This is a genomic window from Vibrio sp. Isolate30 (genome assembly GCF_022397975.1).
GTDB classification, from domain to species: Bacteria; Pseudomonadota; Gammaproteobacteria; order Enterobacterales; family Vibrionaceae; genus Vibrio; species Vibrio fortis.
In genome coordinates this window covers 157,356-177,863 of sequence record NZ_JAKEUS010000003.1, presented here as the reverse complement: position 1 = coordinate 177,863, position 20,508 = coordinate 157,356, and the positions used below count along the sequence as shown (strand labels likewise).

The 20,508-nt window shown below is 42.8% G+C and carries 20 protein-coding genes; 15 read left to right on the top strand and 5 right to left on the bottom strand.

Going from position 1 to position 20,508, the window contains the following annotated elements; translation table 11 throughout:
* Positions 1-89 precede the first annotated feature (89 nt).
* Both L1D60_RS11030 and L1D60_RS11025 read right to left on the bottom strand, forming a co-directional pair.
* Positions 90-1,778: an AMP-binding protein gene (locus L1D60_RS11030; protein ID WP_239841133.1), complete on the bottom strand. Its 1,689-nt coding sequence runs from the start codon at positions 1,776-1,778 to the stop codon at positions 90-92.
* 91 nt (positions 1,779-1,869) lie between these two features.
* Positions 1,870-2,601, bottom strand: coding sequence for an AraC family transcriptional regulator (locus L1D60_RS11025; RefSeq protein ID WP_239841132.1), 732 nt, complete (start codon positions 2,599-2,601; stop codon positions 1,870-1,872).
* Positions 2,602-2,794: 193 nt separating this feature from the next.
* Between L1D60_RS11025 and L1D60_RS11020 the strand changes: the two genes are divergently transcribed.
* The 14 genes from L1D60_RS11020 to L1D60_RS10955 all read left to right on the top strand — a co-directional run bounded on the left by L1D60_RS11020 (position 2,795) and on the right by L1D60_RS10955 (position 15,391).
* Complete coding sequence (locus tag L1D60_RS11020; RefSeq protein ID WP_150869199.1) at positions 2,795-2,983, top strand: Flp family type IVb pilin; 189 nt, start codon at positions 2,795-2,797, stop codon at positions 2,981-2,983.
* 157 nt (positions 2,984-3,140) lie between these two features.
* The gene (locus tag L1D60_RS11015) at positions 3,141-3,671 is read left to right on the top strand and encodes an A24 family peptidase (RefSeq protein WP_239841131.1); all 531 of its coding nucleotides are present in this window, start codon (positions 3,141-3,143) and stop codon (positions 3,669-3,671) included.
* A gap of 41 nt (positions 3,672-3,712) precedes the next feature.
* Positions 3,713-5,062 carry an AAA family ATPase gene (locus tag L1D60_RS11010; protein WP_239841130.1) on the top strand — a complete coding sequence of 450 codons (1,350 nt, stop codon included), beginning with the start codon at positions 3,713-3,715 and terminating at the stop codon, positions 5,060-5,062.
* Entirely contained in the window at positions 5,055-5,804 is a 750-nt protein-coding gene (gene cpaB, locus L1D60_RS11005) for a Flp pilus assembly protein CpaB (RefSeq protein ID WP_239841129.1), read from the top strand. Before L1D60_RS11010 ends, cpaB begins: the two co-directional genes overlap by 8 nt.
* 8 nt (positions 5,805-5,812) lie before the next feature.
* Positions 5,813-7,270 (top strand): type II and III secretion system protein family protein, encoded by a 1,458-nt coding sequence (locus L1D60_RS11000; protein ID WP_239841128.1) that lies wholly within the window; start codon positions 5,813-5,815, stop codon positions 7,268-7,270.
* Positions 7,271-7,280: 10 nt separating this feature from the next.
* Entirely contained in the window at positions 7,281-7,532 is a 252-nt protein-coding gene (locus L1D60_RS10995) for a hypothetical protein (RefSeq protein ID WP_239841127.1), read from the top strand.
* 17 nt (positions 7,533-7,549) lie between these two features.
* The gene (locus tag L1D60_RS10990; RefSeq protein WP_239841126.1) at positions 7,550-8,815 is read left to right on the top strand and encodes a Tad domain-containing protein; all 1,266 of its coding nucleotides are present in this window, start codon (positions 7,550-7,552) and stop codon (positions 8,813-8,815) included.
* Positions 8,816-8,817: 2 nt separating this feature from the next.
* Positions 8,818-9,246, top strand: coding sequence for a TadE/TadG family type IV pilus assembly protein (locus tag L1D60_RS10985; protein ID WP_239841125.1), 429 nt, complete (start codon positions 8,818-8,820; stop codon positions 9,244-9,246).
* Positions 9,246-9,755 (top strand): TadE/TadG family type IV pilus assembly protein, encoded by a 510-nt coding sequence (locus tag L1D60_RS10980; protein ID WP_239841124.1) that lies wholly within the window; start codon positions 9,246-9,248, stop codon positions 9,753-9,755. Before L1D60_RS10985 ends, L1D60_RS10980 begins: the two co-directional genes overlap by 1 nt.
* A gap of 4 nt (positions 9,756-9,759) precedes the next feature.
* A complete protein-coding gene (locus tag L1D60_RS10975) occupies positions 9,760-10,974 on the top strand; it encodes an AAA family ATPase (protein WP_239841123.1) in 1,215 nt (404 codons plus the stop codon).
* Between the two features lie 33 nt (positions 10,975-11,007).
* Complete coding sequence (locus tag L1D60_RS10970) at positions 11,008-12,441, top strand: CpaF family protein (protein ID WP_239841122.1); 1,434 nt, start codon at positions 11,008-11,010, stop codon at positions 12,439-12,441.
* Positions 12,442-12,449: 8 nt separating this feature from the next.
* Entirely contained in the window at positions 12,450-13,415 is a 966-nt protein-coding gene (locus L1D60_RS10965) for a type II secretion system F family protein (protein ID WP_239841121.1), read from the top strand.
* Between the two features lie 3 nt (positions 13,416-13,418).
* Positions 13,419-14,393: a type II secretion system F family protein gene (locus L1D60_RS10960; RefSeq protein WP_239841120.1), complete on the top strand. Its 975-nt coding sequence runs from the start codon at positions 13,419-13,421 to the stop codon at positions 14,391-14,393.
* Positions 14,390-15,391: a tetratricopeptide repeat protein gene (locus tag L1D60_RS10955; RefSeq protein ID WP_239841119.1), complete on the top strand. Its 1,002-nt coding sequence runs from the start codon at positions 14,390-14,392 to the stop codon at positions 15,389-15,391. The genes L1D60_RS10960 and L1D60_RS10955 overlap by 4 nt, the downstream gene beginning before the upstream one ends.
* A 93-nt stretch (positions 15,392-15,484) precedes the next feature.
* On the opposite strand, the gene chrA is transcribed toward L1D60_RS10955, so the two are convergent.
* The gene (chrA, locus tag L1D60_RS10950) at positions 15,485-16,630 is read right to left on the bottom strand and encodes a chromate efflux transporter (RefSeq protein ID WP_239841118.1); all 1,146 of its coding nucleotides are present in this window, start codon (positions 16,628-16,630) and stop codon (positions 15,485-15,487) included.
* A gap of 101 nt (positions 16,631-16,731) precedes the next feature.
* Here chrA and L1D60_RS10945 point away from each other — a divergent pair, with 101 nt between their 5' ends.
* On the top strand, positions 16,732-17,658 hold the full coding sequence (locus L1D60_RS10945) for a LysR family transcriptional regulator (protein ID WP_239841117.1): 927 nt from the start codon (positions 16,732-16,734) through the stop codon (positions 17,656-17,658).
* Here L1D60_RS10945 and L1D60_RS10940 read toward each other — a convergent pair.
* Positions 17,645-18,739: a phosphatase PAP2 family protein gene (locus L1D60_RS10940; protein WP_239841116.1), complete on the bottom strand. Its 1,095-nt coding sequence runs from the start codon at positions 18,737-18,739 to the stop codon at positions 17,645-17,647. The genes L1D60_RS10945 and L1D60_RS10940 overlap by 14 nt on opposite strands.
* Positions 18,740-19,068: 329 nt before the next feature.
* Positions 19,069-20,409, bottom strand: coding sequence for an MATE family efflux transporter (locus L1D60_RS10935; RefSeq protein WP_239841115.1), 1,341 nt, complete (start codon positions 20,407-20,409; stop codon positions 19,069-19,071).
* Positions 20,410-20,508 lie beyond the last annotated feature (99 nt).

Sequence of the window (20,508 nt, the reverse complement as noted above, 5' to 3'; positions counted from 1 at the left end):
ATAAAAAGCGTAACTCACGTGGTTACCTGAGTTACGCTTATCTACTTAAAAGAACTTACTTCGCTTTTAGGGGCTTGGCTTAAGGGCGATTACTCTTCCCAAACCACCAACTTGTCTTTTGGCCAGTTATGACCAACTTCGTGGTACTTCTGCTCTAGAATATGACGCTTGATCTTGAGTGTTGGGGTCAGAATCCCATTCTCAATGCTCCACGGTTCTTTGATCATTAGTACTCCTTTGATCTTCTCGTGTGACGCCAGCTGAGAGTTCATTTTCTCGATGACTCGCTTAGTGGTTCTCTCGTAGCGTTCACGGTCGAAGTTAGGGAAGTCATGAGGAACAACAAGTAGGATAGGGCCAGGCAAGCCTAGACCGATCAAACACATCATCTCTACACGGCTGTACTCAAATAGCTTTTTCTCAATTGGTACAGGTGCAACGAACTTACCTTTTGCTGTCTTGAAGGTATCTTTTTTACGACCTTGAATCGTCAAGTAACCTTCGCTATCAATCGCACCGATATCACCTGTGTGCAACCAACCTTCCGCATTGAATGACTCTTGAGTCGCGATATCATTCTTGTAGTAACCAGAGAATAAACCTTTACTGCGTACTAAGATCTCATCGTCTTCAGCAATCTTGAGCTCGACACCTGGGCCTGCATTACCGACAGAACCAATCTTATCGGCTCTGAATGGGTAGTTAAGGGTGCTGTAAGCAAACGACTCAGTCATTCCCCATGCTTCAGTGATGTGTAAGCCTACGCTCTCGTACCAATCTAATAGAGCAGGGGATACTGGCGCAGAACCACAACCAAGAACTCTAGCTTGATCTAACCCTAATCCATCTGCCAGCTTCTTCTTAATGAGTGAGTTAACAAACGGAATCTTTAGAAGAATATTGAGCTTCTTCTGTGGCAGTTTGTCTTGAATACGCTGTTGGAATAGAGTCCAGAGTCTTGGCACTGAAATGAACAGAGTCGGTCTGTGCATCTTCACGTCTTCAATAAACGTATCCAATGACTCTGGGAATGCGGTTGGTACACCGCCCATGACAGATGAGCCAAAGATGTAAACACGCTCAGTGATATGAGCCAGTGGTAGATAAGAGAATAGGCGGTCGTTTTTCTCAATACCAATATGGTCGATTAGACGCTGAACCGACCAAGTAAAGGCGCCATAGGTCAACATAGCCCCTTTGGGCTGACCAGAAGTCCCTGATGTATAGACCAATGACATGAGTTTGTCGTCATGATGCACAGGGCGTTTTGATGATGGAGCACTCTTGTCGATGAGATCATTAAATGCGTATTGGCACTTTGCTGCTGTGTCATAAGGCAGGGCAATGCTGATAAGTTCCGGGTTGTCATCGATCACTTGCTGAGTTGCAGCAGGATCATCGAGTTTACCTGCGATGACGATCTTACTTTCACTGTGTTCAATACAGTAAGCGATGGTATCTGCACCTGCTGTAGGGAAAATTGGCACACTGACAAAATCACCCAGCATCATAGCTAAATCGGTAATAAACCACTCGGCACAGTTTTTTGATACTAGGGCAACACGATCGCCAGGTTTGGCGCCAAGTTCTTCAAGTGCGGTAACCAGTCTCAGTGCTTTATCTGCCACCTCTTTGTAGGTGAATTCGACAAACTGACGATTGATGATCTGTTTTAGATAGACCTCGTTTGGGCGCTCCTCTGCCCATTTTAAAATCATTTCATTTGGTGTAGGGAGAGCTTCGTTTTGGTCTTGGCTAAACTCGTTAGGCTGAATCATTGTCTAACTCCATGTTTTTCGCTAAGTTATTGTTGTTAAAATTATGTTAAAGATAGCACGTGCGTATTTTTTTAGGGAGTAAAATTAGCGTTTATTTGTCATCTATGCAGGCTCGTCGATAACTTGCTGGTGTGACCCCTGTTCTCTTCTTAAAGATTCGTGAAAAGTATGAGACATCTTTATAGCCACATTGATAGGCGATCACTGCGATTTTTGAGTCTGTATCCCTTTGCATGATCTCTTTAGCCAGCAGAATCCGTTTATCGCAAACAAAGTCTCGAAAGCTGACGCCAAAGTGCCGGTGAAATTTTTTGGAAAAATAGCTTGTCGAGCAGTGACACATATCCGCAAGGTCTGATTCTCGGATGTCGGTAGTGAGCCTACTCAAGATATACTCTGAGACTTGTTTCAGAAATAAAGTGTCACTATCTCGCTCTCGATTGTTACTTTCAATCTGACAGTGTGTATTGAACAAATGATCTGTCTTAATTTTGAGAATTTCGAGTTCATTTGTGAGGCCAATCTCATTCACATCGATAATATCAATCAGACTTTTCTTATACCTAATTTTATTCCCTATAGAGCAATTTGATATAACAATAATCTTTTTGTTTAGGTTCTCACAAATAGAAATTGCCATGTTAAGTAGTTGATAATTTTTTGCGTCATTAACTATAAAAAAAACCAATCTAACTTCTAACTTACTGATAATAGAGATGTCTTGGTCAAAAACTGTGATGGGGAAAAAGTGTTCGACCTTTTTTATAATTATCGAATTAATTCGACTCTTCTTATCGGTTAATAAAGGTGTAATTAGGTGCATAAATATATGCCTTATGTTTCATTTGTTAACTTTTTTGAAAGTAATCTCGCTAAAAGCCTCTATTAAATAGATTAGAAACAGAACAAAAAAGTACAAGTGAAAAGAAAAAAAATCCTAACTCAATATATTCTTTACCTCTAGATTTACCTTACAGGTTAGCAAAACCTGCTTTGATAATAATGGAGATAAGACCATGGATAAGTTAATGATTGATATTAAAAATTTCTTTAATGATGAGGAAGGGTTAACGGTAGTCGAATACGTTATAGGTGCTGCGATGCTTGTTTTCGGATTGACAACAATATTTTCTGGCATCGGTACAGTTCTCGCTAATAAATTGAGTGCGATTATCGGTGCAATTAGTACGACATCAGCGCCTTAGGGTAATTTGACCGTGAAGAAGCAAGCAGGCCTTGCGACGGTTGAGTATGTCATTGGGGCATCCTTATTAGTATTTGCTATTTGGGTGGTGATTTCAGGTGGTTCTACTGCCTTGATTAGTAAATTGACGACTATTATGTCGGCGTTATAGACGACTTATGATTGATGATTTTCTTCCATTTTGGATCGTTCTTTTGATAATAGCGGTATGCGATGTATCTCAGCATCGCATACCCAATCGACTGCTAATATTAATGATAATGTTGTTTTTCTTGCAACTATCTATTCAATTTTCTTTTGAGCAGTTGAGGATATCATTGATTGGTGGATTAGCATTATTTTTGTTTGGGTTACTCTTATATTTCGTTAGAGCAATGTCCGCTGGAGATGTGAAACTATTGGGCGTCATTGGTCTTTATGTTGGATGGGGTAACTTACAGCTGATAGCTTATTACATAACTATTTCAGCTGGCATTGTTGGGGTTACTTATATTTGTCACCACTTCGCAAGTCACAACTGGTTGGGCGTTAGAGGATACTTTGAACAAAAAGTTATTTCCGTAGCTAATATAAGTTCCAATTTGGAACAGGCAGGCTCTGGAAATGGTTCAAGGTATAAAAATAAAGTGACCATGCCATTTGCGCCAGCTGTTGTTATTGGTTTGGCAATGTATAGCTACTTTAATTGAATCGAAGTGAATAGTGATTAATTAATATGATGGGGTGAAATATGGATATTAGAGGTAGAGAACGGACATCGGATTTAAAACCTCAAATATCGGCTCCCCTAGTACCGACTTCATCAGAGATGCTTGGCGTGCCTGACGTTGTCATTGAGAACCTTGTTCTCAAGCATCTGTCCGCCTACCCGAAATCAGACGTTTTAGAGCTTTCCAACTATCTATGTGTAGTAACACATATCGTAGAAAATGCGCTTGCTGTTTTACGAAAGAAATCTCTTATCGAAGTATTTCAACCTAACGAAAGCCTAGCTATTAATACACTTTCTCATAGCCATGTGCGTTACTCGTTGTCAGAAAAAGGCTTGGAAGAGGCTGACCTCGCGTTTAAACGCGACGCATATCTTGGTCCTGCTCCCGTTTCATTAGATCAGTATTGTGAAATTGTGCAAGCACAAGATTTAAGAGCTCAGCTCGTTTCTCGTCCTGATGTTGAGGCTGCTCTAAGTGACGTATACGGAGTTGAAAGCAAGGTGCCAGTGCTTGGGCCTGCAATCAACTCTGGGCGTGCCTTACTTCTTTACGGACATGCCGGTACAGGTAAAACCTTTGTGGCTTCAAGGATTGTAAATGCCCTGAAAACTTCTGTATTTATCCCTTATGCAGTTTATGCCTTGGGTAACATCATCAAGGTGTTTTCTGCTCAACACCACAAACCTATCGATAATAATGGTAAAGATCGTTCTGTATCCCTGCTCGATCAGTATGACAAACGTTGGTTGAACTGTGAGCGACCAAACATTCAAGTTGGTGGTGAACTAACAATGGAGATGCTCGAGGTTAACCATTCAGAAAACAGTCGAGTATGGTTAGCACCGCTGCAAATGATGGCCAATAACGGCATTTTTGTTATTGATGACTTGGGGCGTCAACCAATGCCCGTTGATGCGCTGTTGAATCGTTGGATTGTTCCAATGGAGTATTTCTTTGACCATTTATCACTGCCTAATGGTCAACAAATCACGATTCCTTTTATCTTAACGTTAGCCTTTTCGACTAACTTGGATCCTCAGAAAATTAGTGATCCTGCGTTTTTGCGTCGTTTGGGCTACAAAATCGAGTTTGAGCCTTTATCACAAAAAGACTATCAGACGTTGTGGTTCGATACTGCTCAAGCTCAAGGTTTTGAATTACCTGAAAATACGATTGAACAGTTGTATAAGCTTCATCGCATTCATGGCGTTAACTATTTCCCTTGCTTACCTAAAGATCTCGTCGGAATCAGTAAAGATATTGTTCTATTCGAACAACTGCCGTTAATCATTACTCCCGATATTTTAACGATGGCATGGAAGGTGTACTTCACTTCAGATGGACTCGAGGAAGAGAGCAATGAGTAAAAGCCAAATATTTCTTCTATTTTTACTGTCCGTAGTATTCGGTTTAGCAGCTGTATTCTTCGCTAAGCAATGGATGGACAATCAAGTACAACCAACCGTTGAGGTGGAACAGGTTGAGCGTCATCCTGTTGTTGTTGCATCTCAAGAAATTGAAGCAGGAACTATCATTGAGGAGCAATTCCTGACCACAAAATTGATGGAAGTGGATTGGATAAATGATAACAACTATTCCGACCCTGAAGAGCTAGTCGGTAAAGTGGTCGCCAATACGGTATATGCAGGTGAGGTTTTGCATAAGATGAGGTTTACCGTACCTGGAGAGGGCTCAACACTGGCGGCTTTGATTCCTGAAAATAAACGCGCGGTGACGATTCGAGTTGATGATGTTATCGGGGTGGCTGGTTTCCTATTACCAGGAAACAAAGTGGATATTCTTAATACTGTTTCGTATGGAAAAAACTCTGCTTCAACGCAAACGGTGTTGAAAGACATTAAAGTGCTTGCTGTTGACCAAACCGCTAAAACTAAAGAAAACAGCCCTATCATTGTGCGTGCTGTGACATTGGAAGTGACTCCCAAAGATGCAGAGAAGCTACTAACCGCGAAGAGCAAAGGTAGCATACAACTGACACTCAGAAACCCACATGAAGTCGACAAAAAAGTCGTGCAACGATACGTACCAAGACCAAGCGTTACGATTATCAAAGGTACGGAAACATCGAATGTTCGCGTCAAGGATTGAGGTGATATATGAAAAGAATAATAACATGTCTTATCGGTTTACTGTTTGTCTCGCTTTCTAGTTACGCGGCAATTCAAACGGGCAAAACCGTCACGGTGCCTCATCATAAGTCAACACATGTGAAGTTGTCGGGAAAGGCGAGCAAGGTATCGCTAGGGGACCCAGATGTACTTGATATCGTGATGCTGAAATCCAACGAATTATTCCTGATTGGTAATAAGCTGGGTGCTACTAACCTAATGGCCTGGGACTCTAGAGGTGTACTTATTGAGTCAATCAACATTGAGGTGACTCACGACCTTAACAGCCTCAAGGCCAAATTGTTTGAATTCCTTCCTAATGAAGAGATTGAGGTTCATAGCGCACAAAATCGCCTGTTGCTAAGCGGACAAGTGAGCAATCAACAACAGATGAATATTGCCATGCGTATCGCTGAAACCTATGCAGCAGGGCAGTCTGTCGATAATTCGAAAGCATCGGGCAGTGAAGTGACTGCCGCAACTGGTGTGATTAATTTGATGTCGATAGGCGGTGCGCAACAGGTCATGTTAGAAGTGACTGTTGCAGAAGTTCAGCGCAGCTTAGTGAGAAAGTTTGATGCTAACTTCCACTTTTTCCAAAGCAGTGGCTCTAACTTTTCATGGGGTGGGGCGTCCGTTCCAGCAGGTATTGTCGGTGCTACACCTATTTTCGATATTCCTACCTCACAGGACTACGGCATTTTAGGGGCGTTTGTCGACGGTAATACTTTGTTTAGTTTTGCATTAGATGTGGCGAAGCAAAATGGTGTTGCCAAGGTACTCGCAGAGCCAAATTTGACGGCGTTGAGTGGAGCAAAAGCGGAGTTCTTGGCCGGTGGTGAGTTCCCTATCCCTGTTCCAGATGAAGACGGTATCACCATCGAGTACAAAGAGTACGGTGTTGGTTTGAAGTTCATTCCTACGGTACTGAGCGATCAGAAAATCAATCTTAATCTTGCCGTTGATGTCAGTGAGATTGCCAATAGTAGCTCTTTGACGATTGAGCCTAGCTTGAGTAATGCCACTTACTTTATTCCGCCTATTACCCGCCGTAGTGCTTCATCAACACTGGAACTCGCCGATGGGCAAACCATTGGTATCGCAGGTCTATTAAGTGAGAACGTGCGAGATGTTAGTAATAAAATGCCGGGGTTGGGAGAAGTACCGGTATTAGGGCAGCTATTTAACAGTCAAGAATTTGTTTCGGGGGAAACCGAGTTGGTGATTTTAGTTACCCCAAGATTGGCTAAGCCTATCGATAGAAATGCCGTAACTCTACCGACGGATGCCTTTGTGAGCCCTAACGACCTTCAATATTACTTGCTTGGCCGAAGTGCTTACATTGCGGAGCCATCGGATGATGATGAACAAGCTCCTCGCCAATCTGCGCCTCAGACTGTTCCAGTTGAAGGCGGAAGCGAAGGCTCATTTGGACACGAATTATAAGGAGATAGCTATGATTAAGGTAATGATGGTTTGTCTCAGTGTAGGTTTGGTGGGGTGTGTAACGTCAGATGCACCTCTGGGTCACTCTGTAGCTCAGGTTAAAACAGAACAAATTTATAACCCAGATGCGACTCAAGAAAATTTGCTCGTAGTGCCTGATGGTACAGGGGAGCGAATGCAAATTGGTTACGATCGTTATGTCGGAAAAGGAGAAGAAGCCTTGTCTGGCAATAGTAGCCAAGTACTTCAAGAGTTTAATTAATATTTGGAGGTACTCATATGTTGTATCGAGTATCGAAAAGTCCAAAGAAACAACAAGGTTTAGTGGCCATCCTAGTGACCGTCGCCTTGTTGGTTTTTTTGGCTGTGTCAGCACTAGCCGTTGATATGAACCATATTCTGGTTAACAAAACACGTTTGCAGAATGCGGTTGACTCTGCGGCATTAGCTGCAGCCACAATATTGGATAACAGCAAGGATAAAGATACGGTTGATGCGGAGGTCGCGACTGCGCTTGCGACTATGGCAGGCTCATCGGGCAATCATGAGATAGATTTCTCGACAGCGAATATTTCGATTGAATATTCGAATGATCCGCAAGACTTTACAGGGACACCAAGCTTTGGTGCTGACGATGATGTGTATGTTCGCGTTACCGTTTCTTCACTTGATATGGAGGAGTTCTTTATTCAAGCGTTTGGTTTGGACAAAACAGTGGCTGCAAGTGCAGTAGCTGGTCCAAGCTCAGGACAACGTCAAATAAATAATGTGGTGCCTATTGGTGTGTGCATTGGTGATGGCACGTTTGACAATGATGTTAATGAAGATGGCCTTGATGATGATACCGGTGAAGTGATTAACAGCGTGTTCGGTTATGAGCTTGGAACAGTGCATGCGTTGAAAGTTGGAGACAGTAACCTTTCTGAGATGGGAAATGGTAACTACCATTTACTCGATTTTGGTTCTGGTGGTAACACGATTAAGCATGCGCTTGGTGGCAGTTATGATTATCCAGTAGCAATAGGGGATGACATCGTTACAAAACCAGGCGGCACAGTGGGGCCAACAGGTGACGGTTTGAACACTCGCTTTGGTGACTATGGTGGTGGGCTTACAGAATCAGATTATCCGTCAGACTATGTCACTACAGAGCCGACCAGTGAAATAACGATAGATGGTAATACGGGTGAGATAGATTTTGATGGCAGCTATACCTATGCTGATTATGAGAATGCAACAAATGCTTGTCTTGACGGTACGGGAAGTGGATGTGCTACCAATGGCGTAGCTTGGCGCAGAATCCTACCTATTCCTATGCTGGACTGCTCTGGTAAAAGTGGCGGCGCTACAGACTTCACAGTAAACAAGATTGGGTGCTTCTTCTTATTACAAAGAGCGCCAACTAACAACAGTGGTACCCAAGCGGTATTTGGTGAATTTATTCATTCATGTTCCGTGGTTGGTGGTACTGGTGGCACTGATTCTACGACGGAAGGGGCATATCGAATTGTGCTCTATGATGATCCCGATAATGAGGAGTCGTAGTCATGAAAGCGAATCTAAAAAGACAGCAAGGGTGGGCTGCTGTCGAGGTCATTATTGCCACACCTGTGTTGTTGTTTTTCTTGGTGTTGACGCTTGAACTCGGAAACATATTGATTCATTACAATGTGATTTCCAAGTCAGTTCAAAACGGTGCTCGCTATGCGGTGAGTGAAGTTTACGGTACCCAATCGGGAACTTTAGCGCCAACTTCTGAAATACAAAATGTGGTTGTATACGGAAAAAACTCGACGGGTACTGCGTTGCTGTCGAATTTATCAACGGCGAATGTCACTGTGACACCACCCTCGACTGACGATTATGTGAGAGTAAGTGTCGACTACAGTTACGTCCCCCACTTTATTGGTATCCCATTTTCAAGCGAAGGTTTTTCGATACCTCTGAAAGTTTCCTCAGTAATGAGGGTGTTGTAATGAATACGTTAAGTACACGCCGCATGAAAGGGTTAGCAATTGTTGAGTTCACGTTGGTTTCCTGGTTGGTGTTTCTGTTGATATTTCTGATCCTAGGTGTGGGGGTCTATGTTTTTTCACTACAGATGGTGAGTGAAGCGACAAGAAAAGCGGCACGCCTGGCAACCGTGTGCTGGGTTGAAGACAGAGACAATATTGCGGGCATGATTGTTCAAGACATTCCATTAATTGGTTTTTCGGCATCAAATATTGAAGTGGCTTATTTGGACGGCAGCGGAACAGAGATTACTACCGGATATACAACTGACCCTGGGTTTGGGGATATAAAGTTTGTGCGAGCCAGAGCGACAGGTTACGGAATTCAGCTCATCAGTAACTTAAATTTTTTAGGCAACTCGGGATATTTAGCTGCACCAGCATTTGAAACGATATTACCAGCCGAGAATTTAGGGGTAATTCGAGCGGATTCGAATTTAAGGACAAGATGTCCACAATTGCCACAGGAGTAGTGTTATGGGGGAAGCTATACCATTACCATCTAATGATAATGAGATCGCTAGGCTGAAAACCAACCTTAAGGTTTGGCTTATTTATCATAGTGAGGGTTTCCATGCCTATATGAGACAAGAGTTGAAGAAATGTAGAAATCTATATACGCACTCTTTTTCTCTTTTGGGCATGAGTGAAGAGTATTTGCAGAGTCTTGATGCTCCGGATCTTATTTTTGTGGAAGCTGGTGGCGATTGGGCTCTAAAGATGGCTGAGCTACAGGGCTATAATCTCGCTTGGGAAGGGCATGACCTATCTTTAGTTGTTTTCGGAGATGAGAGCGATAATGCATCGCTAAAAACTGCCCTCCGTTTAGGAGCGTCAGATTTCTTATCTCATAACGTTTCTATCGCTGGTCTTGTGCCTTTATTGCAAAAAACGTCATCGGATAAGTTAGCCAGCACACAACTGGGCGAACTTTTTCTGTTTCTCAATACTAAAGGGGGGATGGGGGCTACAACATTGGCTCTTAATACCGCCATAGAGATTGCAGAACATCACCCCAATGAGGTGTTGTTATTGGACATTGACCTGCAATTTGGCGTGATACCTGAGTATATGAATCTGCATCCGTCCTACAGTATCTCAGACGTTATCAATAACTCAAAAGACCTCGATGAAATATCGTTAGGAACTTTCGTGTGTAAGCATGAGTCTGGCTTGCACTTGTTGAGTTTCAAGCATGAAAACAACGCTGACGATTACGAACATGCCCTCAAAATCGGCAAGATGCTTCCTGTTCTTCGTCGTTATTACCCGTTCATTATTATCGATTTTTCTCGTGGGTTGGACCACGTGTTTGCGTCGACGATATCTCCTGCGAGCAAAGCATTGTTGGTGATGCAACAGAATCTAGTCTCTATTAAAAATACATCACGCCTGATTAAGTCTTTAAAATTTGAATACGGTCTGCAAACGGATGCGATTGAAATTGTTTTAAACCGATATGAAAAAAGACAGCCGATAAAGCTTAAAGACATTGAGCAGACTTTGGGAGCGCATGATATTCACATTATGCCGAATGATTTTAAGGTTGCTCTAGAGAGTGCGAACTTAGGCAAACCATTTGTTCAAAGTAAGAAAAATAGCTCGATCACTCGCTCTATTATCGAGTTGTCTAATTTCTTGTCTCCTCACGAAGAAGAAAACAAAAGTTGGATTAAGCGACTATTCTCATAAGACGGCAGTAGCATACATAAGCGAGGGAGCGTTATGTTCTTTAAAAGAAAAAATATCAACCCAGAGTTTGAAAAAAAAGCTGCAACGATGACTTCAAATGAAGTCCAAGTGTCTTCTCCTGAGGAGACTCTTAAGGTTGATGTGGAAAATGCTAGTGCCGAAAAAGAAAAGTCGATTAATGAAGCCAAAAAGGCTCTCGAGCAAGAATTATCAATTAAGCACTATTTCCATAAGCAGCTATTAGAGACATTAGATTTAGGCTTACTCTCAAGCTTAGAGACTGACAGAGCCAAAGTAGATCTCCATGAAGCTATCGTTCAGTTAATGGCGAATGACTCAAGCCAAGCGTTAAGTGCTGAGGGGCGAAAGCGTGTTATTAAACAGATTGAGGACGAGGTTTTTGGGCTAGGTCCGTTAGAGCCTTTGTTAGCGGATACCACAGTATCTGATATCTTGGTGAATGGCCCTAAGAGTGTTTATGTAGAGCGTCGAGGTAAACTTGAGAAAACACCTTATACCTTTCTTGATGACCGCCACTTAAGAAACATCATCGATAGAATTGTTAGCCAAGTCGGTCGACGCATCGATGAAGCGTCACCTATGGTCGATGCGAGACTTGTCGATGGTTCTCGTGTTAACGCCATTATTCCCCCCCTTGCATTAGACGGGCCTTCTGTCTCAATCCGACGCTTTGCTGTTGACCGCCTGACCATGGACAACATGTTGAGTTACGGTTCTATATCTCCAGGAATGGCTAAGTTTGTAGAGGCTGCGGTAAAAGGTGAGCTCAATATTCTTATCTCTGGTGGTACTGGCTCAGGAAAAACTACCACACTCAATATTTTTTCAGGCTTTATTCCAAGGGATCAGCGAATCATCACCATTGAGGATTCCGCGGAGCTTCAATTACAACAACCTCATGTGATTCGTTTAGAGACTCGTCCTGCTAACCTCGAAGGCAAAGGTGAAATTAGCCAACGTGAATTGGTGAAAAACACTCTACGTATGCGTCCTGACCGAATTGTGGTTGGGGAGGTAAGGGGGAGCGAAGCCGTCGATATGCTCGCTGCAATGAATACTGGTCATGATGGCTCTTTAGCGACGATTCACGCCAACACCCCTCGTGATGCGTTGAGCCGAGTAGAAAACATGTTCTCTATGGCTGGCTGGAACATCTCAACCAAAAACCTTCGCGCTCAGATTGCATCGGCAATACATTTGGTTGTTCAAATGGAACGTCAAGAAGACGGTAAGCGTCGCATGGTCAGCATACAAGAAATCAATGGTATGGAAGGGGAGATGATCACAATGTCAGAGATCTTCCGTTTTCAACGAAAAGGTGTCGACGCTGAAGGAAATATTCAAGGCTTTTATACCGCAACAGGTATCGTCCCTCAGACTCATGATCAATTAGTTAAACGTGGGTTAGATATTCCTTTTGATATTTTCTCTGAGAACCAAGAGTAGGAGGGAGTATGGATAATGTAACGGTTTCACTCTTGTTGTTGTTCGTTGCAGTTCTCTTTATCTCGCAAGCCTTGCTGCTGCCTGCTGCGGGGAAAAAAGCTAAACATAGGGAGCTGTCTCGTCGACTGAAAGAGACGCAGCGAAATATCGATGAAGAGAGCCTTTCTTTACTGAAAGAGCACTACCGTAAAGAGCTGTCACCATTAGACCGAAAGTTAGTATCTATCACAGTGTTTGCAGATTTGAAGCGAATGCTTGAACTGGCTGGGATCAAGATGGCTCTCACGCGTTTTCTATTTACTACTTTTCTAGCTGGTCTATCGCTAACTTTGCTGGCTCTGCTTTTTAATCAGGAATGGTTTATTTGCGTGGCTGTCTTTTTCTTCTCTTGGGTTATTGCTTATCTGTATGTTCAAAACCGGGTTACTTACCGCCTGGCGCTTTTTGAACAACAGCTCCCCGAAGCTCTAGATATCATTCGTCGAGCTCTGCAAGCTGGTCAACCGTTGGTTCAATCATTCAATGAGGTAGGTGAAGAACTGCCAGATCCAATTGGTACCGAATTCAAGAACACTTACAACTTGCTGAATTATGGCTATGACTTGCGTCTGGCGATCTTACAGATGGCAGAGCGCGTGCCTACCGTGTCAATGTTGGCGTTTTCCAGTGCGGTTATGCTGCAAAAAGAGACTGGCGGTAACTTGTCGGAAAACCTTCAAAAAGTATCAGAAGTATTAAGAGCTCGTTTCAAATTAGAACGAAAGATCAAGACACTTTCTGCGGAAAGCCGCTTATCTGCATGGATATTAACGCTCTCCCCGTTTGCGTTGTTTTTTGGTCTTAAGTTATTTAATCCAGATTATGTAGAACCTTTGTACAGCGACCCTCGTGGTATCACTATGGTGAGTGTAGGTATTGTTTTGTTGGCCATTGGTGCTTTATGGATCAAGAAAATAATTAATGTAGAGATATAAATTATGGAGTTATTCAATTTAAGTGCTTGGATGCAAGCTATCGAAAACTTCGGGTTTAGTTCGCAGTTTGTGATTTATGCGATGATTTTGTTGACCACTGTTTTGTTGACTCTAACTGTGGGCTTTTTGGTGGTTGGTGCTAGCTCACCGTTAGATAAGCGCCTGAAAAAAATATCGGGTCACGGTGGAAATTCGACCCAAAGAAAAAGTTACGACTTTACCAATACACTCGAATCATTAAGTCCTTTTATTGGTAAGGGTAATAAGCGCGATAATGAGACGTACTCTGAAAAACTGATGCATGCCGGTTATCACAACAAGAGCGCATTATCTGTTTTTTATTCGCTGAAGTTGCTGTCCACTCTAGTCGGTCTGTTGTGTGCATTCATGGTGTACTTCACTTCGCTTGGCGGTAGTTATAACAACTTCTTAACCTTGACTTGTATTTTCTTGGGGATGTTTACACCAAACTTCATCCTCAATAAATTACAGAAAGAGCGCCAACGCAAAATCCGAAATGGTGTACCTGACGCTTTGGATTTGCTGGTGGTGTGTACTGAATCCGGCCTTGGTTTTAATGCGGCATTAGGGCGGGTTGCAACAGAACTGTATGTCTCTCAACCTGAGCTAGCTGATGAGTTGGATACGGTGTTTGCCAAGATTCAAGCAGGTGTACCAATGCCGGATGCTTTGAGTCAACTTATTGAACGTACAGGGCTTGTTGAGTTAGAAGGATTGGTTTCTATGCTGTCTCATGCTTCAAAGATGGGTGGAAGCCTTGCACAAACCTTAAGAGATTATACTGCTGATTTCAGGGATAAGCGTCAACAGGCTGCAGAAGAGATCGCAGCTAAGATTCCAACCAAAATGCTGTTCCCAATGTTGTTATTTATCTGGCCATGCTTTTTTATCGTTGCGCTAGGGCCAGGGATGATGATCGTAATGGATGCCTTGACATCTCCAGGAGCTGAATTATGAGAACCATAAATAGAATTATATTATTCATGTTACCTCTTTTTCTTATTGGATGTGCGTCATCTGATGAAACGGGCAACGACTTTAATTCTGAACTTTACGCGGGCAAACCGATTGATACATTGAGCAATGATGCGCCTCCTTTGAACGAGAAAGAGGCCATTGTCCGAGGAGACAAGGCTCTGCGTGAGAACAATGTCGATCTTGCCTTGTATGAGTATATCCGTTCTCTTTCGTACCCAGAGAAAGAGTTCCATGACCGAACATTATTTACGATTGGCCGTATCCACCAGTCTAGAGCGAATTACCCTCTGGCTGAAAAATCATATCTTGCTGTCTTGAATGTTGACCCAGCGCATACGGGAGCGCTTGAACAACTTGGAAGTTTATACACTAAACAGAATCGACTGGAAGAAGGTTTAAGTTACTTCTATAAAGCCATTAACTCAGACCAAGTGCGATTGAGCAGTGGTCAAAGTATCTCTAATAATCATTCACTAACCAAGAGTCAGGCTCAAGCCTTTAAAGTGGACGATCAGTCCCCGCTGTTAGCCTACATGGGAGTTGGAGTATTACGAGATGTCGCCGGTGATCATGATGTGGCACAGATTCTATTTGGTAAGGTATTGACCATCTCTCCGCGCTCTGTCAAAGGGTTAATCAACATGGGCTATTCTCACTACATGGATGGTGAATATGATGAAGCGTTGCGATTGACGAATAACGCGTTGAACCTCGAACCAAACAATGAGAAAGCGCAGAATAACCTTGCCTTGATTTATCTTGCAAAAGGCGAAGTGCAGAAATCAGTTAACACCTTTATGCGCCATATGGATGCGCCAGAGGCTCTGAACAATGTTGGTTACTTCTTGATTCTTCAAGGCAAGCCAGAAGAAGCCATTCCTTACTTGCAGCAAGCGATTGATAAGAAAGCTTCATATTATGAGTTAGCCAATAAAAACTTGGAGACAGCAATCTCGCAAGTTCGAGAGATGAATTAAAAAATAGAGACACTGCCATACCTTTATCACAACAGTGTTTATTTATTGCCGAAGCGAACGGGTTTTCGCTTCGGCTTCATTTTAGGAATCAGTTTACAGCCAATTCATAACTGCACCCGCAGTAATAAACACACCGACTAAGCCAACGATTGGAAGCTTGATTGATTTAAGCAACCAAACACCAACCACGATTAGCGCGAAGTCTAGCCCATTGTTCACGGCACTGGTGAAGATAGGTTGATACAAAGCCGCGAGTAGCAGACCAACAACCGCTGCATTGACGCCTGTTAACGCACCAGACACCAGTGGTTTGCTCGCTATCGCTTGCCAATTTTTTAGGACACCTAACAGCAATAAAAATCCCGGTAGGAAAACGGCGATGGTTGCAATCAGAGCGCCTAACACTGGCGATGCTGGCATAAGCACGTAACCTAAATAGGTGGCAAGGGTAAACATCGGTCCTGGAACGGCTTGTGCAGCTGCGTATCCCGTTAAAAAAGCGTCTTGGGACAACTGATCACCAATACCATTTTGGAGCAATGGTAGAACCACGTGTCCACCACCAAACACCAAGCTACCTGCTTGGTAGAACAATCCGAATACTTCGATACCCTTTGAGTAGCTTGCCAGCAAAGGCAGGCCAAAAAGCAGAGCGACAAAGAGAGCGAGTGGTGCAAATGAAATCTTTTCGCTACTGGTCATCGAAGGTTGCGGTTGTGAAGACAGATATTGACTGCCAATCAGTGCAGCAACAATAAGCACGAAGATTTGTGGCCAGATACCAGGGAATAGCAGTAGCACAACGGCAGTCATAACGCATAGCGACGTTGCGATGGCTGATTTGCAGAAGTTTTTGTACATTCCATAAGTTGCATCGGCGACGACCACGACGGCAAGCAGCTTAAGTCCATGGATGATTGAGTTGAAAAGAGAGTTTTCAAGCAATTGAGAACTTGCAACGGCTAGTATTAGCATCAAGATCACTGACGGAGTTGTGAAGCCAACAAAAGCTGCAATAGCGCCAGTCAGCCCTCCTTTTTTGTAACCAACAGCGAAGCCGACTTGGCTTGAACCGGGGCCCGGTAAGAACTGACTTAGTGCCACAATCTGACCGTATTCCTCGTCAGTTAGCCACTTCATTTTTTCGACAAACGTGTTTCTGAAATAACCGATGTGAGCCGCTGGACCACCAAAACTGATCCAACCTAGCCAAAAAAAGGTCTTAAAAATTGCAAACATGATCATACCCATTTAAAGAATTACGAGTAATTTAGGGGGAACAGTACTATGATTCAAATTAATTGTTTTAATTGTCTCTATTAATGATATTGGACGGGTAAGTGGCAAACTTTAATTGGAAAGGCATTGATCTTAACTTATTGATTGCTCTACAAGCATTGTATAAAACTAACAGTGTCAGCAAGGCGGCTGAGCGTTGTTTTGTGAGTCAATCGGCGATGAGCCATAGTTTACAGAGACTAAGAAAGCTGTTCGATGATCCACTGTTTGAACGTGTGGGGAGTCGAATGGAGCCAACAGAAAGAGCAATAGAGCTATCCCATTCCGTCGATTTATTACTCGCTCAGATTCAGACGGATATTTTGCGAGCCAAGCCGTTCAATCCGGAAACGTATGATGGTGTTTGGAAGATCGGTTTAACAGACTATGCAGAACAAATGTTTGGCCCGTCACTGTTTGACACAATTAAAAGATTGGCACCTCAATCCAAAGTTGCTTTGTTTAATGTTAATCGTGCTAATTACCAACAAGTTTATGAGAGTGAAAAGCTCGATGTTGTTATTGGTAGCTTTGGTGACGTAGTTAAAAGGTACAATACTCAGTTGCTTTATACTGAGCAGCATGTGTGTTTGTATGATAGTAAGGTGTGTCAGTTTTCAGACTCTATGTCACTGCTAGAGTTTACTTCGGTTGAGCACGCATTAGTTTCACCGAATGGCGCTATGAGCACCGGAGTCGATAAAAAACTGGAAGAGCACGGTTTGCAACGCAGGGTTTCCATTGTTTCAAGTAACTTCTTAACCGTTAAGAATCTAATTCAAGGTCGAAAACTGATTTGTATCGTTCCTAGATTAGTCGCAACACAACAAAGTCCAAATAGCTCAATAAAAGCAGTTCCACCACCGATTGAAGTTCCTGATTTTGATATACAGCTGATGTATCGGAAAGGTTTGTCGCAAGATAATAAAAACAAATTCATTCGCGATCTTGTAAGTGAGACCGTCATTCGAATGGCTAGGAAGTCGTAGGTTGGGGAGCTATCCTCTTAAGGAGCCAATCGACGAAGTACCATAGAATAATGACACATATAGCACCGATATACCCATCGATAGCATAGTGCCAAGCAAGGTGTACGGAACCAACTTGAATAAAAAACGCATACATCCAGAGTGCGTAACCGAGCTTTTTATTGAGTTCATATCCACACAGAGCCATGAGAACTGCAATTGTGACATGCATACTTGGCATCGCTGATATCCCAATCCCTATCCCGTTTTCCGAATTGATGTATTTTTCTAATAACATCTCTTGAGTGCCTAGAGCCCAAACAGGAGGTAACTCTAAAGAGGCCAGATATGTGCTTTGCTGTTTTAATAGCGCAATAAGGTCGGAATAGAGAGTTACGCCTTCGAAGTAATGCATGAATGCAGGGCCTGCCGATGACATTACGATTGCCATGATGTTACCTAGCAAAGTCCAAGAGCTCATAAAGGTGATAAAAAATCGGTTTCTGAGGTGATCATTTTTCCTGTAAAGAATGAAATAGAGAATCATCCCCCACATCAGAAAAAACCAAGCATTATATAGAGTGTTTATAAACAATGTGGCGTATGGAGAGGAGAAAAAGTAGTGTGTGATTTCCCATGGAGAGTAGCCAAAATGCAACCATTTATCGATGTGGTAGAACTCCAAATCCAAGTAGTAAGGCATGACCTCAGGTATGATTGATTTTATAAATGTGTAGCTAGAAAATGAGATGTTCAGGGTAAATATCATGATGGCGAAGAAGACAGGCTTTGAGATTGGTAGAAATAGCGTCTTCATTTTCTTTAAGAAACGCTTTAATGGCCTCTTTTCTTTATTAATGAGTAGGTAAATGTAGTAATACGTCGCCCAAGCCATGAAGCTCACATAGCAAACAACAGAAAGAATATCTAAATAGTTATAGATGTCATATCGCAATGTACCGTAAGTTGATGAGTCAACCAGAAAAACAGGTAGGGTCGTTATTACAACAAAGTAAATGATCAATTTATTTCGATTGAACTCACTCTTCAATGAAAGAACGAGGTTAGAACGCTTTGTACTGAGTGGAGATAATTGATCCATAAACACCTACAGTAAACAGCTGTTAAAAGAAGTCAGAATTTGATTAGAGGAAGGTAGCATCTACTAAAATGCTAGCGTAGTTTTTGGGGTTTTGTGTAGATGGGCGAATAAATCTTAAAAACAAAGAATTTGTCATCACCATGTTCAAATTGTGGCTATACTTAATTTGAGACTTAATTCAGTACAACAACGGATGATCGTGTGTATGTTCAGCGACTCTAGCTATGGATTGAGTTTTACATGGTTAAAAACTCTCCCTAACTAAATGGAATTAGTTGGTTTAAAGCGCTAGCTCCCCCTAGCGCTTTTTCTTTTGCTTTGAATACTGTCTAGAAGGAGTACTTGGTCCATTTCTTAGCTCGCCAACGATGAGCCATAATGATGCCTCGGAACCATTCATCCATTGCAATGGCCATCCACGCGCCAAATACGCCATAGCCCCAGTGCACGCCAAGCAAATAGCTCATGGCAACCCCAATGCCCCACATGCTCAATATGCCCATTTTCACCGGGAACTGAATGTCACCAGCGGCTTTTAGACACGAGATAAAGATCAGATTAAACACTCGGCCCGCTTCAAGCAGTATTGAGCCTGCAATAAGAGCGGCGGTAAGAGCGATGATCTCTGGGTCTTGGGTGAAAACATCTAGGATCTCGAAGCGGAATAGATATATCAAACAGGTGATCACAGTTGACGCGATAAAGCCTACAACAAAGTAACGTTGCACGCGTGAGGTAATCTCATCGATCCAACCTTTGCCGATGTAGTATCCCGTTTGGATCTGGCTGCCTTGACCAATGGCTAACGCAAACGCGAAAGAGAGACGAGCGATATTCTGCGCGTAGGTAAAGGCTGCGAGTGAAGAGGTGCCCATCTGAACAACAAAGAAGGTAATGCTGATCTGAGCCATGTTATAGGAGAGCACTTCTCCGGCATTCATGGAGCCAATCTTGATGATCTTTTGGTAAATTGATTTAGGAATAGTCTTGAATTGCCTAATCGGAAGGTTGATCCCTTTGCTTTTGACGACTCCAATCAAAATAAACATACCGATCACTTGGCTAAAGACAGTAGCAACCGCGACACCTTGAACACCGTAAACAGGTAATCCAAAGGGCTGGTATAGCGCGCAGTAGTTACCTACAACGTTGATAACACCCGCGATCATATTGATGACCATTGGAGACTTTGAGTAGCCGTGGCTGCGAAGAATGGTCGTCAATACTACGCCAATGGTGACGTTAAAAGTCAGTGCACCACTGATGAATAGATACTCTTGAGCGTACTGCTCGACTTGTGGTTCGAGCTGGTAGAGCGGTATGAAATATTCAGCGCCCAGTACCGCGAGAATACTCAGCAAAATACCGGTAATGATGGCGAGGATGATACTGGCCACACCGACATGCGCACTCTCTTGATCACGTGAAGCGCCGTTGTATTGTGCAATTAAGATACCGGTGCCACTGCTTACCATCGTCGAGACAATGATCAGAAAAAATGAGATCTGCGAGATAACACCAACTGCTGATACGGCTTTGTCTGAGTATCCAGATAACATGAACACGTCACTGGTGTTGAGCGCGGTTCTTAATAGGACTTCAATGAATATTGGCCAAGTGAGCGCAACGATTCCCATGCGTTTGTTTAGGTTGGAATCAGCATTAGGCATTTAGATTTTCTCAAAAAAGGAAGGGTGAAGCTTTAGTGTAGTGCTTATTAAGAAAACGACTATCAAAATAATGTCCGGATTACATATAAGGCCAATAAT